Raw genomic sequence first — 13,630 nt, 5'->3', positions numbered from 1 at the left:
GCGCGGTCGGGCTCTGCCCGGCCGCGCATGCCGGGGCCGGTCACGCGAAGGCGTGGCCGGCCCTTCGCGTTCCGGGTTGCCCGGCACCGGACATCCCGGCCATAAGCCCCGCAGCGGTCCCGCCTGCACGAGGACCGGCACGCGGAGAGGACACGCATGGCATCGCTCTATTCCGACGCGCACCGGGCGCTGCAGGAGGAGTTCGGCACCACCAAGCTCGCCGTGCGCCTCGACGAGGACTGGGTCCACGAGAGCGTCCAGCCGGACGAGGCCGCCTTCGTCGGCGCCCGCGACATGTTCTTCCTCTCGACCGTCGACCCGGACGGCATGCCGACCGTCTCCTACAAGGGCGGCCCCACGGGCTTCGTGAAGGTGCTCGACGCCAGCACGCTGGTGTTCCCGGGCTTCGACGGCAACGGCATGTTCTACTCGATGGGCAACATCGAGGGTCAGGCCAAGGTCGGCCTGCTGTTCATCGACTTCGAGACGCCGCACCGCATCCGCGTGCAAGGCCACGCGACGCTGCTGCGCGACGACGCCCTCATGGCCGAGTACACCGAGGCGAAGTACCTCGTGAAGGTCGCGGTCACCAAGATCTGGGTCAACTGCCCGCGCTACATCCACAAGTACCAGAAGCTCGAGCAGAACAAGTACGTGCCGCGGCCCGGCCGCGAGACCCCGCTCGCCGCCTGGAAGCGCCTCGACCTCGCGGGCGACGTGATCAGCGATGCCGACAAGGCCCGTGTCGCCCAGGAGGGCAAGCTGGACGTCTCCGAGTACGAGGCGCTGATGGCCCGCGGCGAGGCCTGAGCCGCTACCGCGCCCGCGCCACGATGAACACCCGCGGGAAGGCCAACAGGCGCCGCCCGTCGCTGCGCGGCGGGTAGGCGGCCTCGATCTCGGCGGTGTAGGCCGACAGGAATCCGGCCCGCTCCCCGGCATCGAGCGGGTCGAGGAAGGGCCGGAGCCCCGTGGCGCTCACCCAGTCCACGATGGCGGCGGCATCCGCCATCCGGTGGTGATAGGCGGTGCGCCAGACATCGACCTCGGCGGCGTGCGGCGCCAACAGGTCGTAATAGGCCGCGGGCTCCAGCATCCGCCCGAGGCGGCCGGCCACGGCCGGATCGCCGATCGCCGCCGCCCAGGGTCCGTCCGCCGCGACGTCGCGCATCAGGCGATGGGTGGGCTCGGCGAGGTTGTCGGGCATCTGCACCGCGAGCACGCCGCCCGGGGCGAGGAGGCCGAACAGCCGCGGCAGCAGGCGCGCGTGGTCCGGCAGCCATTGCAGCACGGCGTTGGCGTAGATCAGGTCCGGCGCCCGCTCCGGAATCCAGGTCGCGGCATCGGCCAGCGCGAAGGCTAGGCCCGGAAGCCGGGCGCGGGCGCTCGCCAGCATCGCCGGCGAGGCATCGAGGCCGATCACCTCCGCGCCCGGGTAGCGCGCCGCGATCAGCGCGGTGGAATTGCCCGGGCCGCAGCCGAGATCGCAGGCCAGGAGCGGCGCGGCGAGGGGCACGCGGGCGAGGAGTTCGGCGGCGGGGCGGGTCCGCTCGTCCTCGAAGCGGGTGTAGAGGGCGGGGTTCCAATCGGCCATCGCAACCCTCCGTCGTCGCGGTCAGCAGCCGAGCCGGTCGGCGAGATCCGCGAGGTCCCGCGCCGCGTGGGTGACCGGCACCGTCGGCGCGGTCTCGCCGCCGGCCGGCCCGTGCTCGTGGGGCCGGGCGATGTGGGCGGTGGCGAGCCCGTGACCCGCCGCCGCCGCGAGGTCGTTCGAGTGGGCCGCGACCATCATGGTCTCCGCGGGCGCGAAGCCGAGGGCCGCGACCGCGTCGCGGTAGAGAGCGGGCTTCGGCTTGTAGTCGCGGGAATAGCCGGCTCCGAGGATCGCGTCGAAGATCAGCCCGTTGCGGCGGGCGAGGTCGGCCATCAGCCGGACATGCCCGTTCGAGTTCGGCGCCAGGAGGTGCTTCGCCCGCAGCCGCCGCAGCGCGTCCGGCACCTCGGGCCAGGCGTCGAGCCGGTGCCAGGCCTGGACCAGCTCCCGCCGGAGGTCCTCGGACACGCCCGCGATGCCGAACTGTGCCAGCACGTCCGGCAGGGACTCGGCCTGGAGCGTGTCGAGGTCGACGAAGGGCCGGGCGCCGGAGCGCACCGTCTCCATCGACGGGTTGTAGCGGGCCCGCCACGCATCCGCGAAGGCACCGGCATCGAGGTCTGGCGCGAGGGGCGCGAGCAGCCGCGCCGCCTCGCGGGCGACGCCGGAGCGCCAGTCCACCAGCGTCCCGAAGACGTCGAAGACCAGCGCCCGGACGGTCACCGCACCGCCTGAAGGCTCGGACCGCGCCGCACGAAGCCGACGATGTCCTTGACCGCGTCCAGCGTCTGCGCCGCGATGGTCTCGGCCCGGGCGGAGCCATCGGCCAGCACGGCGTCGATGTGGCCGGGATCGGCCGTGAGCTGGCGCATCTCCCCGGCGATCGGCGCGAGGCTCGTCACCGCGAGGTCGGCGAGCGCCGGCTTGAAGGCGGAGAACTGCGCCCCGCCGAAGTCGCGCAGCACCTCTTCGCGGGTGATGCCGGCGAGCGCCGCGTAGATCCCCACGAGGTTGTCCGCCTCCGGCCGCTCCTTCAGCCCCGCCACCTCGGAGGGCAGGGGCTCCGGATCGGTCTTGGCCCGCCGGATCTTCTGGGCGATGGCGTCCGCATCGTCCGTGAGGTTGATGCGGGAATTGTCGGACGGGTCCGACTTGGACATCTTCTTGGTGCCGTCGCGCAGCGACATGACCCGGGCGGCCGGGCCGCCGATCAGCGGCTCCGTGATCGGGAAGAACGCGTCGCCGTGACCGTGCGCCGCGATCGAGCCGGCGAAGTCCGTGTTGAACTTCTGGGCGATGTCCCGGGTCAACTCCAGGTGCTGCTTCTGGTCCTCGCCCACGGGGACGTGGGTCGCCCGGTAGGCCAGGATGTCGGCGGCCATCAGCACGGGATAGTCGTACAGGCCGATGGAGGCGTTCTCCCGGTCCTTGCCGGCCTTCTCCTTGAACTGGGTCATGCGGTTCAGCCAGCCGAGGCGGGCGACGCAGTTGAACACCCAGGCGAGCTCGGCATGCTGCGGGACCTGGCTCTGGTTGAACACGATCGAGCGCTTCGGATCGATTCCGGCGGCGAGGAAGGCGGCCGTGACCTCGCGGATCTGGCCGCGCAGGGCCTCCGGGTCCTGCCAGACGGTGATCGCGTGCAGATCGACCACGCAGTACAGGCACTGCGCGTCGCGGTCCTGCATCTCCACGAAGCGCTTCACCGCCCCGAGATAGTTGCCGAGGTGCAGGTTGCCGGTGGGCTGGACGCCCGAGAAGACCAATTCGGTGAACGCGGCCATCGGCGCCGATCCTGAGCAAGCATAGACCGGGGCTCCGCGCCGTCCGGGCGCGGGGTTACTCGCACCCGTAGGCCGGACCGGTCAAGGCGCGCCGCTTGACCGGCCGGTGCGCCGGACGGGCGCCGGCCGTCGGCAGCACGGGCCTCCCGATCCCATCTCGCCGTCGCTGCGCGCCATCCAAACGGATGATGCCGCGAACCAGCCGATGTTACATTCCGTTTTACTGATTTGATTCGCGGAATTCGGCTGTCTGACCACTGTATTCGCGGGGGATCGATGTCGTCGGCACGCAGACTCCTCACGGCCGTCTGGGCCTGCCTCCCCCTCCTGTCGGTGCCTGCTGCCCGGGCGCAATCCACGCCGCCGATCTCTGTCGATCAGGGCTCCGACTGGGACGACCGTGTGCGGCGGGCCTTCTACCTCCAGAGTCAGGGCTCCGAGCTGATGCCACTCGCGTGGCTGAAAGCCCTGAAGCGGACCGACGGGACGCCGTTCCTCGCGGGAAGCCTGTCGCGCTACGGCTATCTGCCCAATCCCGACAGCCGTGACGATCTGCCCGTCGGATTCACCTTCGCCGGCCCCGCCGGGGGCGAGATCGCCGGGATGACCTGTGCGGCCTGCCATACCCGTCAGATCACGGTCGACGGCAAGGCCTACCGGATCGACGGTGGGCCCGCCATCGCCGACTTCCAGAGCCTCCTGAGCGACCTGGATGTCTCCATGGCCGCGGTCGTCGCGTCGGAGGCGGCATTCCAGCCCTTCGCCCGGACGGTTCTCGGCAAGGCGGCCGAGGACGCGGACGCGGTCCAGAACCTCTCCTTCTTCGTGAAGGCTTGGTACGACCGCTATCACACGCTGATGACGCGGGCCTTGCCCAAGACCCCCTGGGGCCCTGCGCGGCTCGACGCCGTGGGGATGATCTTCAACCGCGTCACGGGCCTGGATATCGGCGTCCCGCCCAACACCATGATCCCGGACAACATCCGCGTCGCTGATGCGCCGACGCGCTATCCCTTCCTCTGGAACGCGCCGCGTCAGGACCGGACCCAGTGGCCGGGTTTCGCGGAGAACGGCAACGACAGTCTCGCCTTGTCGCGGAATCTCGGCGAGGTGCTCGGCGTGTTCGGCCGGTTCCATCCCCGGCCGGACCCGTTCAAGGTCCTGCTCAGATACGATTACCTCAGCGACAACTCGGCGAACTTCAACGGCCTGCGGCTCTTGGAGGACGCGGTTAAGAAGATCGGCCCGCCGCGTTGGCCCTGGACTCTGCAGGCGACGCTGGTTGAGCGGGGCAAGATGATCTTCGAGCGGGGGGAGTCGGAGGGCGGCTGCAAAGGCTGCCATTGGCCGAACCCGGGTGTCCGCTGGCCGGGTGAAGCGGCGACGTGGCACACCCCGGTCAAGGATGTCGGCACCGATTCCCGCGAGCACGGGATCATGCAGTGGCGGGCGAAGAGCGGGGTCCTCACCGGCGCGCAGATCCCCCTTGTGCAGTCGATGCCGCTCAAGGCCGAGAACGAGTGCGCCATCAGCATCCTCGCCAACGCTGTGGCCGGCTCGATCATCCAGAGCTTCAATCCCTTTCTGACCGCAGCGCCGCCGGGGATGGCTCCGCCGCACCTCAACGTGCTCGCGCTGCCGCAGCAACTGCGGTCTCTCGCCAATGCGTTCCCCCGGGCGGGTGATACGAGCTGCACCTCCGGCGTCCCGGCCGGGACCTATCCGTACGAGGCGCGCGTGCTCGAAGGGATCTGGGCGGCCGCGCCCTATCTCCACAACGGGTCCGTGGCGACCCTCGCGGACCTCCTGAAGAAGCCGAACGACCGCCGCCCGTCCTTCAGGATCGGGTCGAACTACGATATCGAGGCCGTCGGCCTCGGCGAGGACCAGACGCAGTTCGACTACACGTTGAACACGACGGATTGCACCGATCGCGATTCCGGCAACAGCCGGTGCGGGCACGATTACGGCACGAATCTCACGCCCGACGAGAAGAGGGCCCTTCTCGAGTATCTGAAGTCACTTTAGGCGCAGCACGTCGGCTCACGGCTCCCGCACGGGCAGCCGCGCGCTCGGGCAGAGGTCGACCAGGACGCAGCGCCCGCAGGCCGGACGCTGATGGTGGCAGACCTGCTGGCCGTGCAGCATCAGGATCTCGTGATTGTCGTAGAGATCCTGCGCGCTCCACGCGGCGGGGAGCTGCGCCCGCAGGATTGGGTGCGAGGGACCGACATCGACCCGCTTGCCGATCAGCCCAAGGCGCTGCGCCACCCGGTGATGATGGCTGTCCACCGGCAAGGCCGGCATCCGCAGGGTGGAGAACGACAGGACCGCCGCGCTGGTCTTCGGGCCGATGCCGGGGATGGCCTGCAGCCACGCCCGCGCGGCCTCGACCTCCATGTCGGCCAGGAAGGCGAGGTCGAGGCTCCCGCAGCGGTCGCGCACGGCCCGGAGCACGTCGCGGATCCGCGGCGCCTTCAACTCCGGCCAGGTCACGCCCGCGATGGCGGCCTCGATCTCCGGCACGTCCGCGTCGATCACCGTGTCCCAGTCGGGGAACCGGGCGCGGAGGGCCTTGAAGGCCCGGCCGGACTCGGCGTTGCGGGTCCGGTGCGACAGGAGCGAGGAGACGAGTTCGCTGACCGGATCGAGACTGTGGAAGTACGGGATCGGGCAGCCGTAGACCGGGCACAACCGCGCGTGGACGGCGAGGGCCTTCTCGGCGAGGGCCGGATCCGTGGCGGCGGGGACCGCCTTGCGGCGGGGACGCGGGACGGTTTCGGTTCTGAAATCGGCGGCGGGCATATCGGGCGAATCCGCCAGCCCGCATCGCTGTTCCTGGCGGCGCGGGGCAGCGGCGATCTGTCCGATCCGGCCGCGTCGGCCTCGCGGTCGGAGGCCGCACGTTCCGCCCTCCCGTCGAAGAGGGGGGAAGAACGAGCCGGCGGTCGCGGCCGGTTCGACGGCGCGGGTTCGGTCCGCGTCGCCGGCCGATCGCCCGGCTCCTACTTCACCAGCGCGTAGATGTTGACGTCGAGGTTGTCGTCGGTGTTGTCCTTGAGGTCGGTCGCGTATTCCTCGACGAACCGGTCCTGCACCACGATGTCCTTGGCATCGAGATAGGCAGTCAGCGTCTCGTAGGTGCTGTCGATCGACTCGTAGGAGCCCTTGTGGGCGAAGCGCAGGGCCTTGCCGGAGGGCGTCGTGCCGAAGCGCAGTCCGTCCGCCTCGGTCGGAGCCGGACTCGGGGCGGCCGCCACCGGCATCATCGCCTCGAACTCGAAGCCGTCATCGTCGGTGCGGGTGAAGACGGCGAGGGGCCGGCCGGCCGGCGCGACCCCGATCTTGGCGAGGTCGGCCTCGATCCGCGCGAAGGCCTGCCTCAGGTTCGGCACGGCCTCCTCCCACTTGGTCTTGCCCGACAGGATCGCGGCCGGCTTGGCCGGCAGCGTGACCTCGTCGACGTCGCCCGGTTCGCCGGGCTTCTCGATCAGAGTCGGCCGCGCGGGCGTCCCGACCGCGGCCTGACCCGCGGGCGGGGGGGCGATCGACTGCTCGGGGGCCGGGGCCGGGCTCTTGCCCGGATCGGCGATCGGGTTCGGCGCCGTCGTCGTGGGCAGCGGGTTGGTCTGCGCCGGCGACGGCGCCGTGGACGGCGGCGGGGCGGCCTGTTGTTGCGCGGCGACTGGATTGCCGGACGCGAGCACGAGTGCAGCCGAGAGGGCGACGAACGGGCGAAGGCGGATCACGTAGGGCGCTCCGGTCGAGGCCAGCGGATGATCGCGCGGGCTCTCGTGGCCTAACCTAGTGGCGAACCGCACGGCCCGCGAGACCACCGCGGACGAGAGCTGCGGGTGCGGCGCATCTGCCACGCCGCAGGCTCCCCTCGCGCGCAGCGGCGGGTTTTGCCATATAGCCGGCCGATCCTTCCAAGCCGCGGGACCGCATGAGCGCACTCGCCCACAGACGCTTCCTGAAGATGCACGGCGCCGGCAACGCGATCGTGGTGCTGGACCTGCGCGGCTCCGCCGAGCGGGTGCGGCCCGCGGAGGCGCGGGCCATCGCGCGGGATCCCGGCTCCGCCTTCGACCAGCTGATGGTCCTGCACGATCCCGTGAGCCCGGGCACGGACGCGTTCATGCGGATCTACAACACCGACGGCTCGGAATCGGGCGCCTGCGGCAACGGCACCCGCTGCGTCGCCTACGCGATGCTCGACGATCCGGCCATGGCCCGCCCGGCCGAGGGCGGGCGGCTTGCCCTGGAGACCGAAGCGGGCGTGCTCGGCGTGCGCCGCGTCTCGGAGCGGGCCTTCACGGTCGATATGGGCCGCCCGCGGCTCGCCTGGGACGAGATCCCCCTGGCGGAGCCGTTCCCCGATACCCGGCGGATCGAGCTGCAGATCGGCCCGATCGACGATCCGACCCTGCACTCGCCGGGCGTCGTGAATATGGGCAACCCGCACGCGGTGTTCTTCGTGGAGCGGGATCCGGACAGCTTCGATCTCGCCCGGATCGGCCCGATGCTGGAGAACCACCCGCTCTTTCCGGAGCGCGCCAACATCTCGGTGGCGCAGGTGACGGGGCGCGAGACCATCACCCTCCGCGTCTGGGAACGGGGCGCCGGGCTGACGCTCGCCTGCGGCACCGCCGCCTGCGCCACCGTGGTGGCCGCCGCGCGGCTGCGGATGATCGGCCGGCAGGCCGCCGTCGCGCTGCCCGGCGGCGAGTTGTTCGTCGAGTGGCGCGCCGACGACCACGTGCTGATGACCGGTCCGGTCGCCCTCGTCGCCGAGGGCACCCTGGCGCCGGAGCTGTTCACCGGCACCGCCTGATGGCGGTCGAGACCCTGACGTTCGGGTGCCGGCTGAACATCGTCGAGTCCGAGGCCCTGCGGGCCCATGCGGCGGCGGATGGGCGGGACCGGGTGGTGGTGAACACCTGCGCGGTGACGGCCGAGGCCGGGCGGCAGGCCCGCAAGGCGATCCGGCGGGTCGCGCGCGAGCGCCCCGGCGCCGAGATCGTCGTCACCGGCTGCGGCGCCGAGGTCGAGACGGCGGCCTACGCGGCCATGCCCGAGGTGGCGCGCCTCGTCGGCAACGCCGAGAAGCTGCGGCCGGAGGGCTGGTCGTCGGCCGCGACCGGGCCGGGCGCCGTGATGGCGGCACGTCGGGCCGATCCGACGCGGATCGGGGCCGTGGCCGGGCACACCCGGGCCTTCGTGCCCGTGCAGAACGGCTGCGACCACCGCTGCACCTTCTGCGTCATCCCGTTCGGCCGCGGCGTCTCCCGCTCGGTGCCGGCTTCCGACGTGATCGCGCAGATCGAGACCCTCGTGGCGCAGGGCGGGCGCGAGGTGGTCCTCACCGGCGTGGACCTCACGGCCTATGGCCGGGATCTCGCCGGGCCGCCCCTGTCTCTCGGCGGCCTCGTGCGGGCGATCCTCCGGGCGGTGCCTGGCCTTCCGCGCCTGCGCCTGTCCTCCATCGATTCCGTCGAGGCCGACGATGCGCTGCTGGCCGCCATCGCCGAGGAGCCGCGGCTGATGCCGCACCTGCACCTGTCCCTCCAGGCGGGCGACGACCTGATCCTGAAGCGCATGAAGCGCCGGCACCTGCGCGCCGACGCGATCCGCTTCTGCGAGATCGTGCGGCGGCTGCGGCCCGACATGGTCTTCGGCGCCGACCTGATCGCGGGTTTCCCGACCGAGACCGAGGCGCAGTTCGGCCGCTCCCTCGATCTCGTGGCGGAATGCGGCCTGACGCACCTGCACGTCTTCCCGTATTCCCCGCGCCCCGGGACGCCCGCCGCACGCATGCCGCCGGTGGCCCCCGAGGCGATCCGCGCGCGGGCGGCGCGCCTGCGCACAGCCGGCGCCGACGCCCTGCGGCGGCACCTCGACGCGCAGGTCGGCCGACGGCTGACGGTGCTGGCGGAGCGCGGCGGCATCGGGCGGAGCGCGGATTTCACCGCGGTCCGCCTGGCGGGCGCGGTCGCGGCGGGGACGTTCCACGACGTCGGCATCGCCGGCCACGACGGCGCGCGGCTCATCGGCGCCTAGCGCCCCCGGGGGCGACGCGGTTCTCCGGTCCGCGATCCCGGGAAGGGCGCCCCGGAGGCCCGCTTTGCGCTCCGGCAGCTCAAAACGTGGGGCTGGGCCGGCAACGGTCGGGAGCCCCGCCTCCGAGCCACGTCGCCCGCGATTGCGGACCCGGGGAATGCGGGGACGCCCGGCTCGAGCGCGGTTGTCGATCAGCCGCTCGGGATCCCGTGCGGGTCTCGGGCTTCGCCCCTCGCGTCGCCGCGCGCCGGACGACGCCGAGGCTCACGCCGGCATCGTCGCGACGGCCTGCGCGATGTGCGGCGGCGGCGGCGCCGTCACCGTGATCGCGTCGCGCTTCGGGTAGAGCGGGATCGACAAGGTCCGCGCGTGCAGGTGCAGGGCGCTGCCGCGGGGCGCCCCGCCGTAGATCGCGTCGCCGAGGATCGGCCAGCCGGAGGCGGCGCAGTGGACCCGGAGCTGGTGGGTGCGGCCGGTGACCGGCTTCAGCTCCAGCCAGGTCCGACCGTCGGCGCGGCCGAGCACCCGCCAATGCGTCAGGGACGGGTCGCCCGCCGGATCGGCCTTCATCCACCACGAGCGCGGATCGTCCGAGCGCCGGGCCAGCGGCAGGTCGATCCGGCCGGACTCCTCGGCCGGGCCGCCCGCCACGAGGGCCCAGTAGGTCTTGTCGACGGCGCTGCCGGAGAACAGCTTGCCGAGACGCGCCAGGGCCTTGGCGTGGCGGCCGAGCGCGAGGCAGCCGGAGGTGTCGCGGTCGAGCCGGTGCGCCGCCTCCGGCCGGCGCGGCAGGCCGAAGCGGAGCGCGTCGAGGTGGTCGGTGAGCGTCTCGCCACCGCGCGGGCCGGGATGGACCGGCAAACCCGGCGGCTTGTCGATGACGAGCAGCAGGGCATCGCGGTAGAGGAGGCGCGCGCCTATGTCGAAGGCGTTGGACATCCGGATCGGCTAGAGGGTCGGTGTCGGCGGGGCAAGGTGGGGCGAGGACGCGAAGTCATGGCGAGCGAGGAGAAGCCCGGCTGGTTCGGACGCCTGTTCGGGCGCAAAGGCCAGCCTGCGCCCGAGGACCAGACCGAGGATCAGTCCGAAGACAAGCCCGAGGCCGAACTGCCGCCGGAGGCGGCCTCGCCTTCGGAGGGCGAGCCTGATTTCGCCACCGCCGCGGAGGACGTGGCGCACGTCCCGCTGCCGCCGGAGGATGCCGGGGGGCCCGTCCCGGACGCGATCGAGGGCGCGGATCTGCTGCCCATCCCGGGCGAGCCCGAGCGTCCGCCGACCGGCACCGCCGGCGACGATCCCGCGCACGGCGCCGACCCGGTCGATACCGGGGACGCCAACCGGGAGCCGGTGGTCGAGGCCACGCCCGCCATCGATCCGGACTTCCAGCCCGACACCCAGCCCGATATCCAGCCCATCGACAGCGCCGCGGCCCTCGCCCACGACGCGGGCGCCGGGCCGGACCGCGAGCCGGAGGCCAAGGGCTGGTGGGGCCGTCTCACCTCGGGGATGAAGCGGACCTCGTCGGCTCTGTCCGACCGCGTCACCGGCCTGTTCACCAAGCGCAAGCTCGACGCCACAACCCTCGAGGATCTGGAGGATGCGCTGATCCAGGCCGATTTCGGCCTGGAAACCGCCATGCGGGTCTCGGAAGCCGTCGGCAAGGGCCGCTACGAGAAGGGCATCTCCCCGGACGAGGTGCGGGCGATCCTGGCCGCGGAGGTCGAGCGGGCGCTGGAGCCCGTGGCGGTGCCGCTGTCGATCGACGCCGCCAAGAAGCCGTTCGTGATCCTGACGGTCGGCGTCAACGGCGCCGGCAAGACCACGACGCTCGGCAAGCTCGCCTCGAAGTTGCGGGCGGAGGGGCGCACCGTGATGCTGGCGGCGGGCGATACGTTCCGGGCGGCGGCGATCGACCAGCTCAAGGTCTGGGGCGCGCGCACCGGCACGCCGGTGATCAGCGGCGCGCAGGGTGCCGACGCGGCGGGCCTCGCCTTCGACGCCCTCAAGCAGGCCTCCGCCGCCGGGACCGACGTGCTGCTGATCGACACGGCGGGCCGCCTCCAGAACAAGGCCGGCCTGATGGACGAGCTGGAGAAGATCGTCCGCGTGCTGCGCAAGCAGGATCCCGAGGCGCCGCACGCGACCCTCCTCGTCCTCGACGCCACGGTCGGCCAGAACGCCCTCTCGCAGGTGGAGCTGTTCTCGCAGGCCGCACCCGTCTCCGGGCTGGTGATGACCAAGCTCGACGGCACCGCCCGGGGCGGCATCTTGGTGGCGCTGGCCGCGAAGTTCGGCCTGCCGGTGCATTTCATCGGCGTCGGCGAGGGGGTGGAGGATCTGGAACCCTTCGCGGCAAGGGACTTCGCCCGGGCGATCGCCGGGCTGGAGAAGGATTAGGCGGCGCGCATCCCGCCGGCCCGGCGGCGGGCCTCTGCGGCGATCTGCGCGCGGGCGTGGTCGACGGGGATACCCCGTGCCACGACCCGGCCGTCGCGCGCGACGCCGTCGTCCGGAACGCGCGGGGCACCGCTGGCGCGGGCCCGATCGGTCTCTGCCGTCGCTGATCCGGCGCCGGCTGCGGGGCGTTCGCCGCGAGGTCGGCCGGGGGCACCCCGATCTCGGCATTCTCCATCACGATGGACATCGCGCGCTCCGCGTTACACACACCCCCGCAAATCCCGTTCGACGCTCCCAGTTTACCGTGAGCGCCGCAGCCGAGCCGACCGAGCGTATGCAGATCGAATCCGTCCCCCCGCAGCGCCACCTGCCGCCCCTCGTGAAGCTGGCGCTGGAACTCGGCCCGCTGGTGCTGTTCTTCCTGGGCAACGCCTATTCCGAGCGCTTCGGTGTGGCACCCGACCAGAAGCTGTTCGTGGCGACCGGCGTGTTCATCGCGGCGACCGTGGTGGCCTTGACGATCCACTACGTGATGGTCCGGCGTTTGCCGATCATGCCCCTGGTGTCCGGCGTGGTGGTGGTGGTGTTCGGCGGCCTCACGCTGGCCCTGCAGGACAAGACCTTCATCATGGTCAAGCCGACCATCGTGAATTCGCTGTTCGGCACCGTACTGCTGGGCGGCCTCCTGTTCGGGCGCTCGCTGCTGTCGGTGGTGCTCGACTCGATGTTCAGCCTCACCGAAGAGGGCTGGCGCAAGCTCACCTTCCGCTGGGGCGTGTTCTTCTTCGTCCTGGCCGCCCTCAACGAGGTCGTGTGGCGGACGCAGACGGAGGATTTTTGGGTCAACTTCAAGGTGTTCGGCATCATGCCGATCACCGTGCTGTTCGCGCTGGCGCAGACGCCGCTCCTCACGCGCTACGAGCGCAAGACCCCGCAGCCGGAGGCGTAGCGCGCCCTGCCGGGGGCGTAGCGGCCCCTGCCGGAGGCTTGGCACCCGGGCCGGAGGCTTGGCCTTCCCTGCCGGGCGCGCCGCGGCTACTGCGCCGCCGCGACCTTCCCGGCGGCGCGGATGCGGGCGAGGACGCTCGCGAAATTCTCCGGCGTGAGGATGCCGACGAGCTTGTCGCGGATCACGCCGTCCGGCCCAATGATGAAGGTTTCGGGCACGCCGTAGACGCCGAAATCGATCGCCGCGCGCCCGCTCGCGTCGGCCCCCACGGCGCTGAACGGCACGCCGTGCCGGGCGAGGAAGCGCTGACCCGCCTCGGGACTCGGTTCCTTGTAGTCGATGCCGACCAGCCGGATGCCGGGCTCCTTCGCCAGCCGCATCAGCATCGGATGCTCCACCTGACAGGGGGCGCACCAGGAGGCGAACACGTTGACCACCGTGATGTGGCCCTTCAGGTCGCCGCTCGACAGGCCTGGAACGGGGGCGCCCGCGGCTGTCAGTCCCGGGACGGCGGGGAGCGCGAAGCTCGGGGCCGGCTTGCCGATCATCGCCGAGGGCAGGGCCGCCGGATCGGCCCCCGAGCGCAGGCGCAGGAACATCACGGCCGCGAGCGCCGCGAAGGCGAGGACGGGCACGATCAGCAGGAGCGATCGGCGGACCGGAGGCGGCGAGTCCGTGGCGTCGTCGAAAGGTGCGTTCATCGCCGCTCCTCCCCGAAGCCCCGCAGGGCGCGGAGCTGCGCCCGCCGGTCGCGCAGGGCGTTGCCGACGAGCGCGATCATCACCAGCGCGCTGAACGCGTAGGCGGCCAGGATGAAGCCGCCGTGGGAGCCCAGATCCATCGCGG

General features: G+C 71.9%; 14 protein-coding genes. 6 read left to right on the top strand and 8 right to left on the bottom strand.

What is annotated here, in order from left to right:
• The first annotated feature begins 156 nt into the window (after window positions 1–156).
• The gene (locus MKK82_RS21785) at window positions 157–810 is read left to right on the top strand and encodes a pyridoxamine 5'-phosphate oxidase family protein (protein ID WP_243986827.1); all 654 of its coding nucleotides are present in this window, start codon (window positions 157–159) and stop codon (window positions 808–810) included.
• Window positions 811–814: 4 nt separating this feature from the next.
• Here the strand turns inward: MKK82_RS21785 and tam are convergent, their stop codons facing one another.
• Genes tam through trpS form a run of 3 tightly spaced genes read right to left on the bottom strand, consistent with a single transcriptional unit; the run spans window position 815 to window position 3,378 of the window.
• Window positions 815–1,594 carry a trans-aconitate 2-methyltransferase gene (gene tam, locus MKK82_RS21780; RefSeq protein WP_238288781.1) on the bottom strand — a complete coding sequence of 260 codons (780 nt, stop codon included), beginning with the start codon at window positions 1,592–1,594 and terminating at the stop codon, window positions 815–817.
• A 21-nt stretch (window positions 1,595–1,615) separates the two neighbouring features.
• A complete protein-coding gene (locus MKK82_RS21775) occupies window positions 1,616–2,317 on the bottom strand; it encodes a haloacid dehalogenase type II (protein WP_238288783.1) in 702 nt (233 codons plus the stop codon).
• Window positions 2,314–3,378, bottom strand: a complete 1,065-nt coding sequence (gene trpS / locus MKK82_RS21770) for a tryptophan--tRNA ligase (protein WP_243986823.1) — start codon at window positions 3,376–3,378, stop codon at window positions 2,314–2,316. The genes MKK82_RS21775 and trpS overlap by 4 nt, the downstream gene beginning before the upstream one ends.
• 276 nt (window positions 3,379–3,654) lie before the next feature.
• Here trpS and MKK82_RS21765 point away from each other — a divergent pair, with 276 nt between their 5' ends.
• Window positions 3,655–5,406 carry a di-heme-cytochrome C peroxidase gene (locus tag MKK82_RS21765; protein ID WP_279603192.1) on the top strand — a complete coding sequence of 584 codons (1,752 nt, stop codon included), beginning with the start codon at window positions 3,655–3,657 and terminating at the stop codon, window positions 5,404–5,406.
• A gap of 15 nt (window positions 5,407–5,421) precedes the next feature.
• Here MKK82_RS21765 and nth read toward each other — a convergent pair whose 3' ends face one another.
• Window positions 5,422–6,183 carry an endonuclease III domain-containing protein gene (nth, locus tag MKK82_RS21760; protein ID WP_238288795.1) on the bottom strand — a complete coding sequence of 254 codons (762 nt, stop codon included), beginning with the start codon at window positions 6,181–6,183 and terminating at the stop codon, window positions 5,422–5,424.
• A gap of 200 nt (window positions 6,184–6,383) precedes the next feature.
• Window positions 6,384–7,127, bottom strand: coding sequence for a GyrI-like domain-containing protein (locus tag MKK82_RS21755; RefSeq protein WP_238289059.1), 744 nt, complete (start codon window positions 7,125–7,127; stop codon window positions 6,384–6,386).
• A 197-nt stretch (window positions 7,128–7,324) separates the two neighbouring features.
• Between MKK82_RS21755 and dapF the strand changes: the two genes are divergently transcribed.
• Window positions 7,325–8,212 (top strand): diaminopimelate epimerase, encoded by an 888-nt coding sequence (dapF, locus tag MKK82_RS21750; RefSeq protein WP_238288811.1) that lies wholly within the window; start codon window positions 7,325–7,327, stop codon window positions 8,210–8,212.
• On the top strand, window positions 8,212–9,438 hold the full coding sequence (gene mtaB, locus MKK82_RS21745) for a tRNA (N(6)-L-threonylcarbamoyladenosine(37)-C(2))-methylthiotransferase MtaB (protein ID WP_238288823.1): 1,227 nt from the start codon (window positions 8,212–8,214) through the stop codon (window positions 9,436–9,438). Before dapF ends, mtaB begins: the two co-directional genes overlap by 1 nt.
• 264 nt (window positions 9,439–9,702) lie before the next feature.
• Here the strand turns inward: mtaB and MKK82_RS21740 are convergent, their stop codons facing one another.
• On the bottom strand, window positions 9,703–10,377 hold the full coding sequence (locus tag MKK82_RS21740; RefSeq protein ID WP_238288826.1) for an RluA family pseudouridine synthase: 675 nt from the start codon (window positions 10,375–10,377) through the stop codon (window positions 9,703–9,705).
• A gap of 57 nt (window positions 10,378–10,434) precedes the next feature.
• Between MKK82_RS21740 and ftsY the strand changes: the two genes are divergently transcribed.
• Together ftsY and MKK82_RS21730 are read left to right on the top strand one after the other, a co-directional pair.
• Window positions 10,435–11,835 (top strand): signal recognition particle-docking protein FtsY, encoded by a 1,401-nt coding sequence (ftsY, locus tag MKK82_RS21735; RefSeq protein WP_238288842.1) that lies wholly within the window; start codon window positions 10,435–10,437, stop codon window positions 11,833–11,835.
• Between the two features lie 334 nt (window positions 11,836–12,169).
• Window positions 12,170–12,784, top strand: a complete 615-nt coding sequence (locus tag MKK82_RS21730; RefSeq protein WP_238288844.1) for a septation protein A — start codon at window positions 12,170–12,172, stop codon at window positions 12,782–12,784.
• A gap of 86 nt (window positions 12,785–12,870) precedes the next feature.
• Here the strand turns inward: MKK82_RS21730 and MKK82_RS21725 are convergent, their stop codons facing one another.
• Both MKK82_RS21725 and ccmD read right to left on the bottom strand, forming a co-directional pair.
• Window positions 12,871–13,485, bottom strand: a complete 615-nt coding sequence (locus tag MKK82_RS21725; protein ID WP_238288847.1) for a DsbE family thiol:disulfide interchange protein — start codon at window positions 13,483–13,485, stop codon at window positions 12,871–12,873.
• A complete protein-coding gene (gene ccmD / locus MKK82_RS21720) occupies window positions 13,482–13,625 on the bottom strand; it encodes a heme exporter protein CcmD (RefSeq protein ID WP_238288857.1) in 144 nt (47 codons plus the stop codon). Before ccmD ends, MKK82_RS21725 begins: the two co-directional genes overlap by 4 nt.
• Window positions 13,626–13,630: the final 5 nt, after the last annotated feature.

This window comes from Methylobacterium sp. E-046 (assembly GCF_022829625.1).
Taxonomy (GTDB): domain Bacteria; phylum Pseudomonadota; class Alphaproteobacteria; order Rhizobiales; family Beijerinckiaceae; genus Methylobacterium; species Methylobacterium longum.
This window is presented reverse-complemented; position numbering and strand designations above follow the sequence as displayed.

Excerpts from the sequence above, each read along its gene's own strand:
- nth (WP_238288795.1), bottom strand. The coding sequence starts at position 6,183 with ATGCCCGCCGCCGATTTCAGAACCGAAACCGTCCCGCGTCCCCGCCGC.
- MKK82_RS21730 (WP_238288844.1), top strand. The coding sequence starts at position 12,170 with ATGCAGATCGAATCCGTCCCCCCGCAGCGCCACCTGCCGCCCCTCGTG.
- MKK82_RS21725 (WP_238288847.1), bottom strand. The coding sequence starts at position 13,485 with ATGAACGCACCTTTCGACGACGCCACGGACTCGCCGCCTCCGGTCCGC.
- MKK82_RS21785 (WP_243986827.1), top strand. The coding sequence starts at position 157 with ATGGCATCGCTCTATTCCGACGCGCACCGGGCGCTGCAGGAGGAGTTC.
- trpS (WP_243986823.1), bottom strand. The coding sequence starts at position 3,378 with ATGGCCGCGTTCACCGAATTGGTCTTCTCGGGCGTCCAGCCCACCGGC.
- ccmD (WP_238288857.1), bottom strand. The coding sequence starts at position 13,625 with ATGGATCTGGGCTCCCACGGCGGCTTCATCCTGGCCGCCTACGCGTTC.
- MKK82_RS21765 (WP_279603192.1), top strand. The coding sequence starts at position 3,655 with ATGTCGTCGGCACGCAGACTCCTCACGGCCGTCTGGGCCTGCCTCCCC.
- ftsY (WP_238288842.1), top strand. The coding sequence starts at position 10,435 with ATGGCGAGCGAGGAGAAGCCCGGCTGGTTCGGACGCCTGTTCGGGCGC.
- tam (WP_238288781.1), bottom strand. The coding sequence starts at position 1,594 with ATGGCCGATTGGAACCCCGCCCTCTACACCCGCTTCGAGGACGAGCGG.
- mtaB (WP_238288823.1), top strand. The coding sequence starts at position 8,212 with ATGGCGGTCGAGACCCTGACGTTCGGGTGCCGGCTGAACATCGTCGAG.
- MKK82_RS21740 (WP_238288826.1), bottom strand. The coding sequence starts at position 10,377 with ATGTCCAACGCCTTCGACATAGGCGCGCGCCTCCTCTACCGCGATGCC.
- dapF (WP_238288811.1), top strand. The coding sequence starts at position 7,325 with ATGAGCGCACTCGCCCACAGACGCTTCCTGAAGATGCACGGCGCCGGC.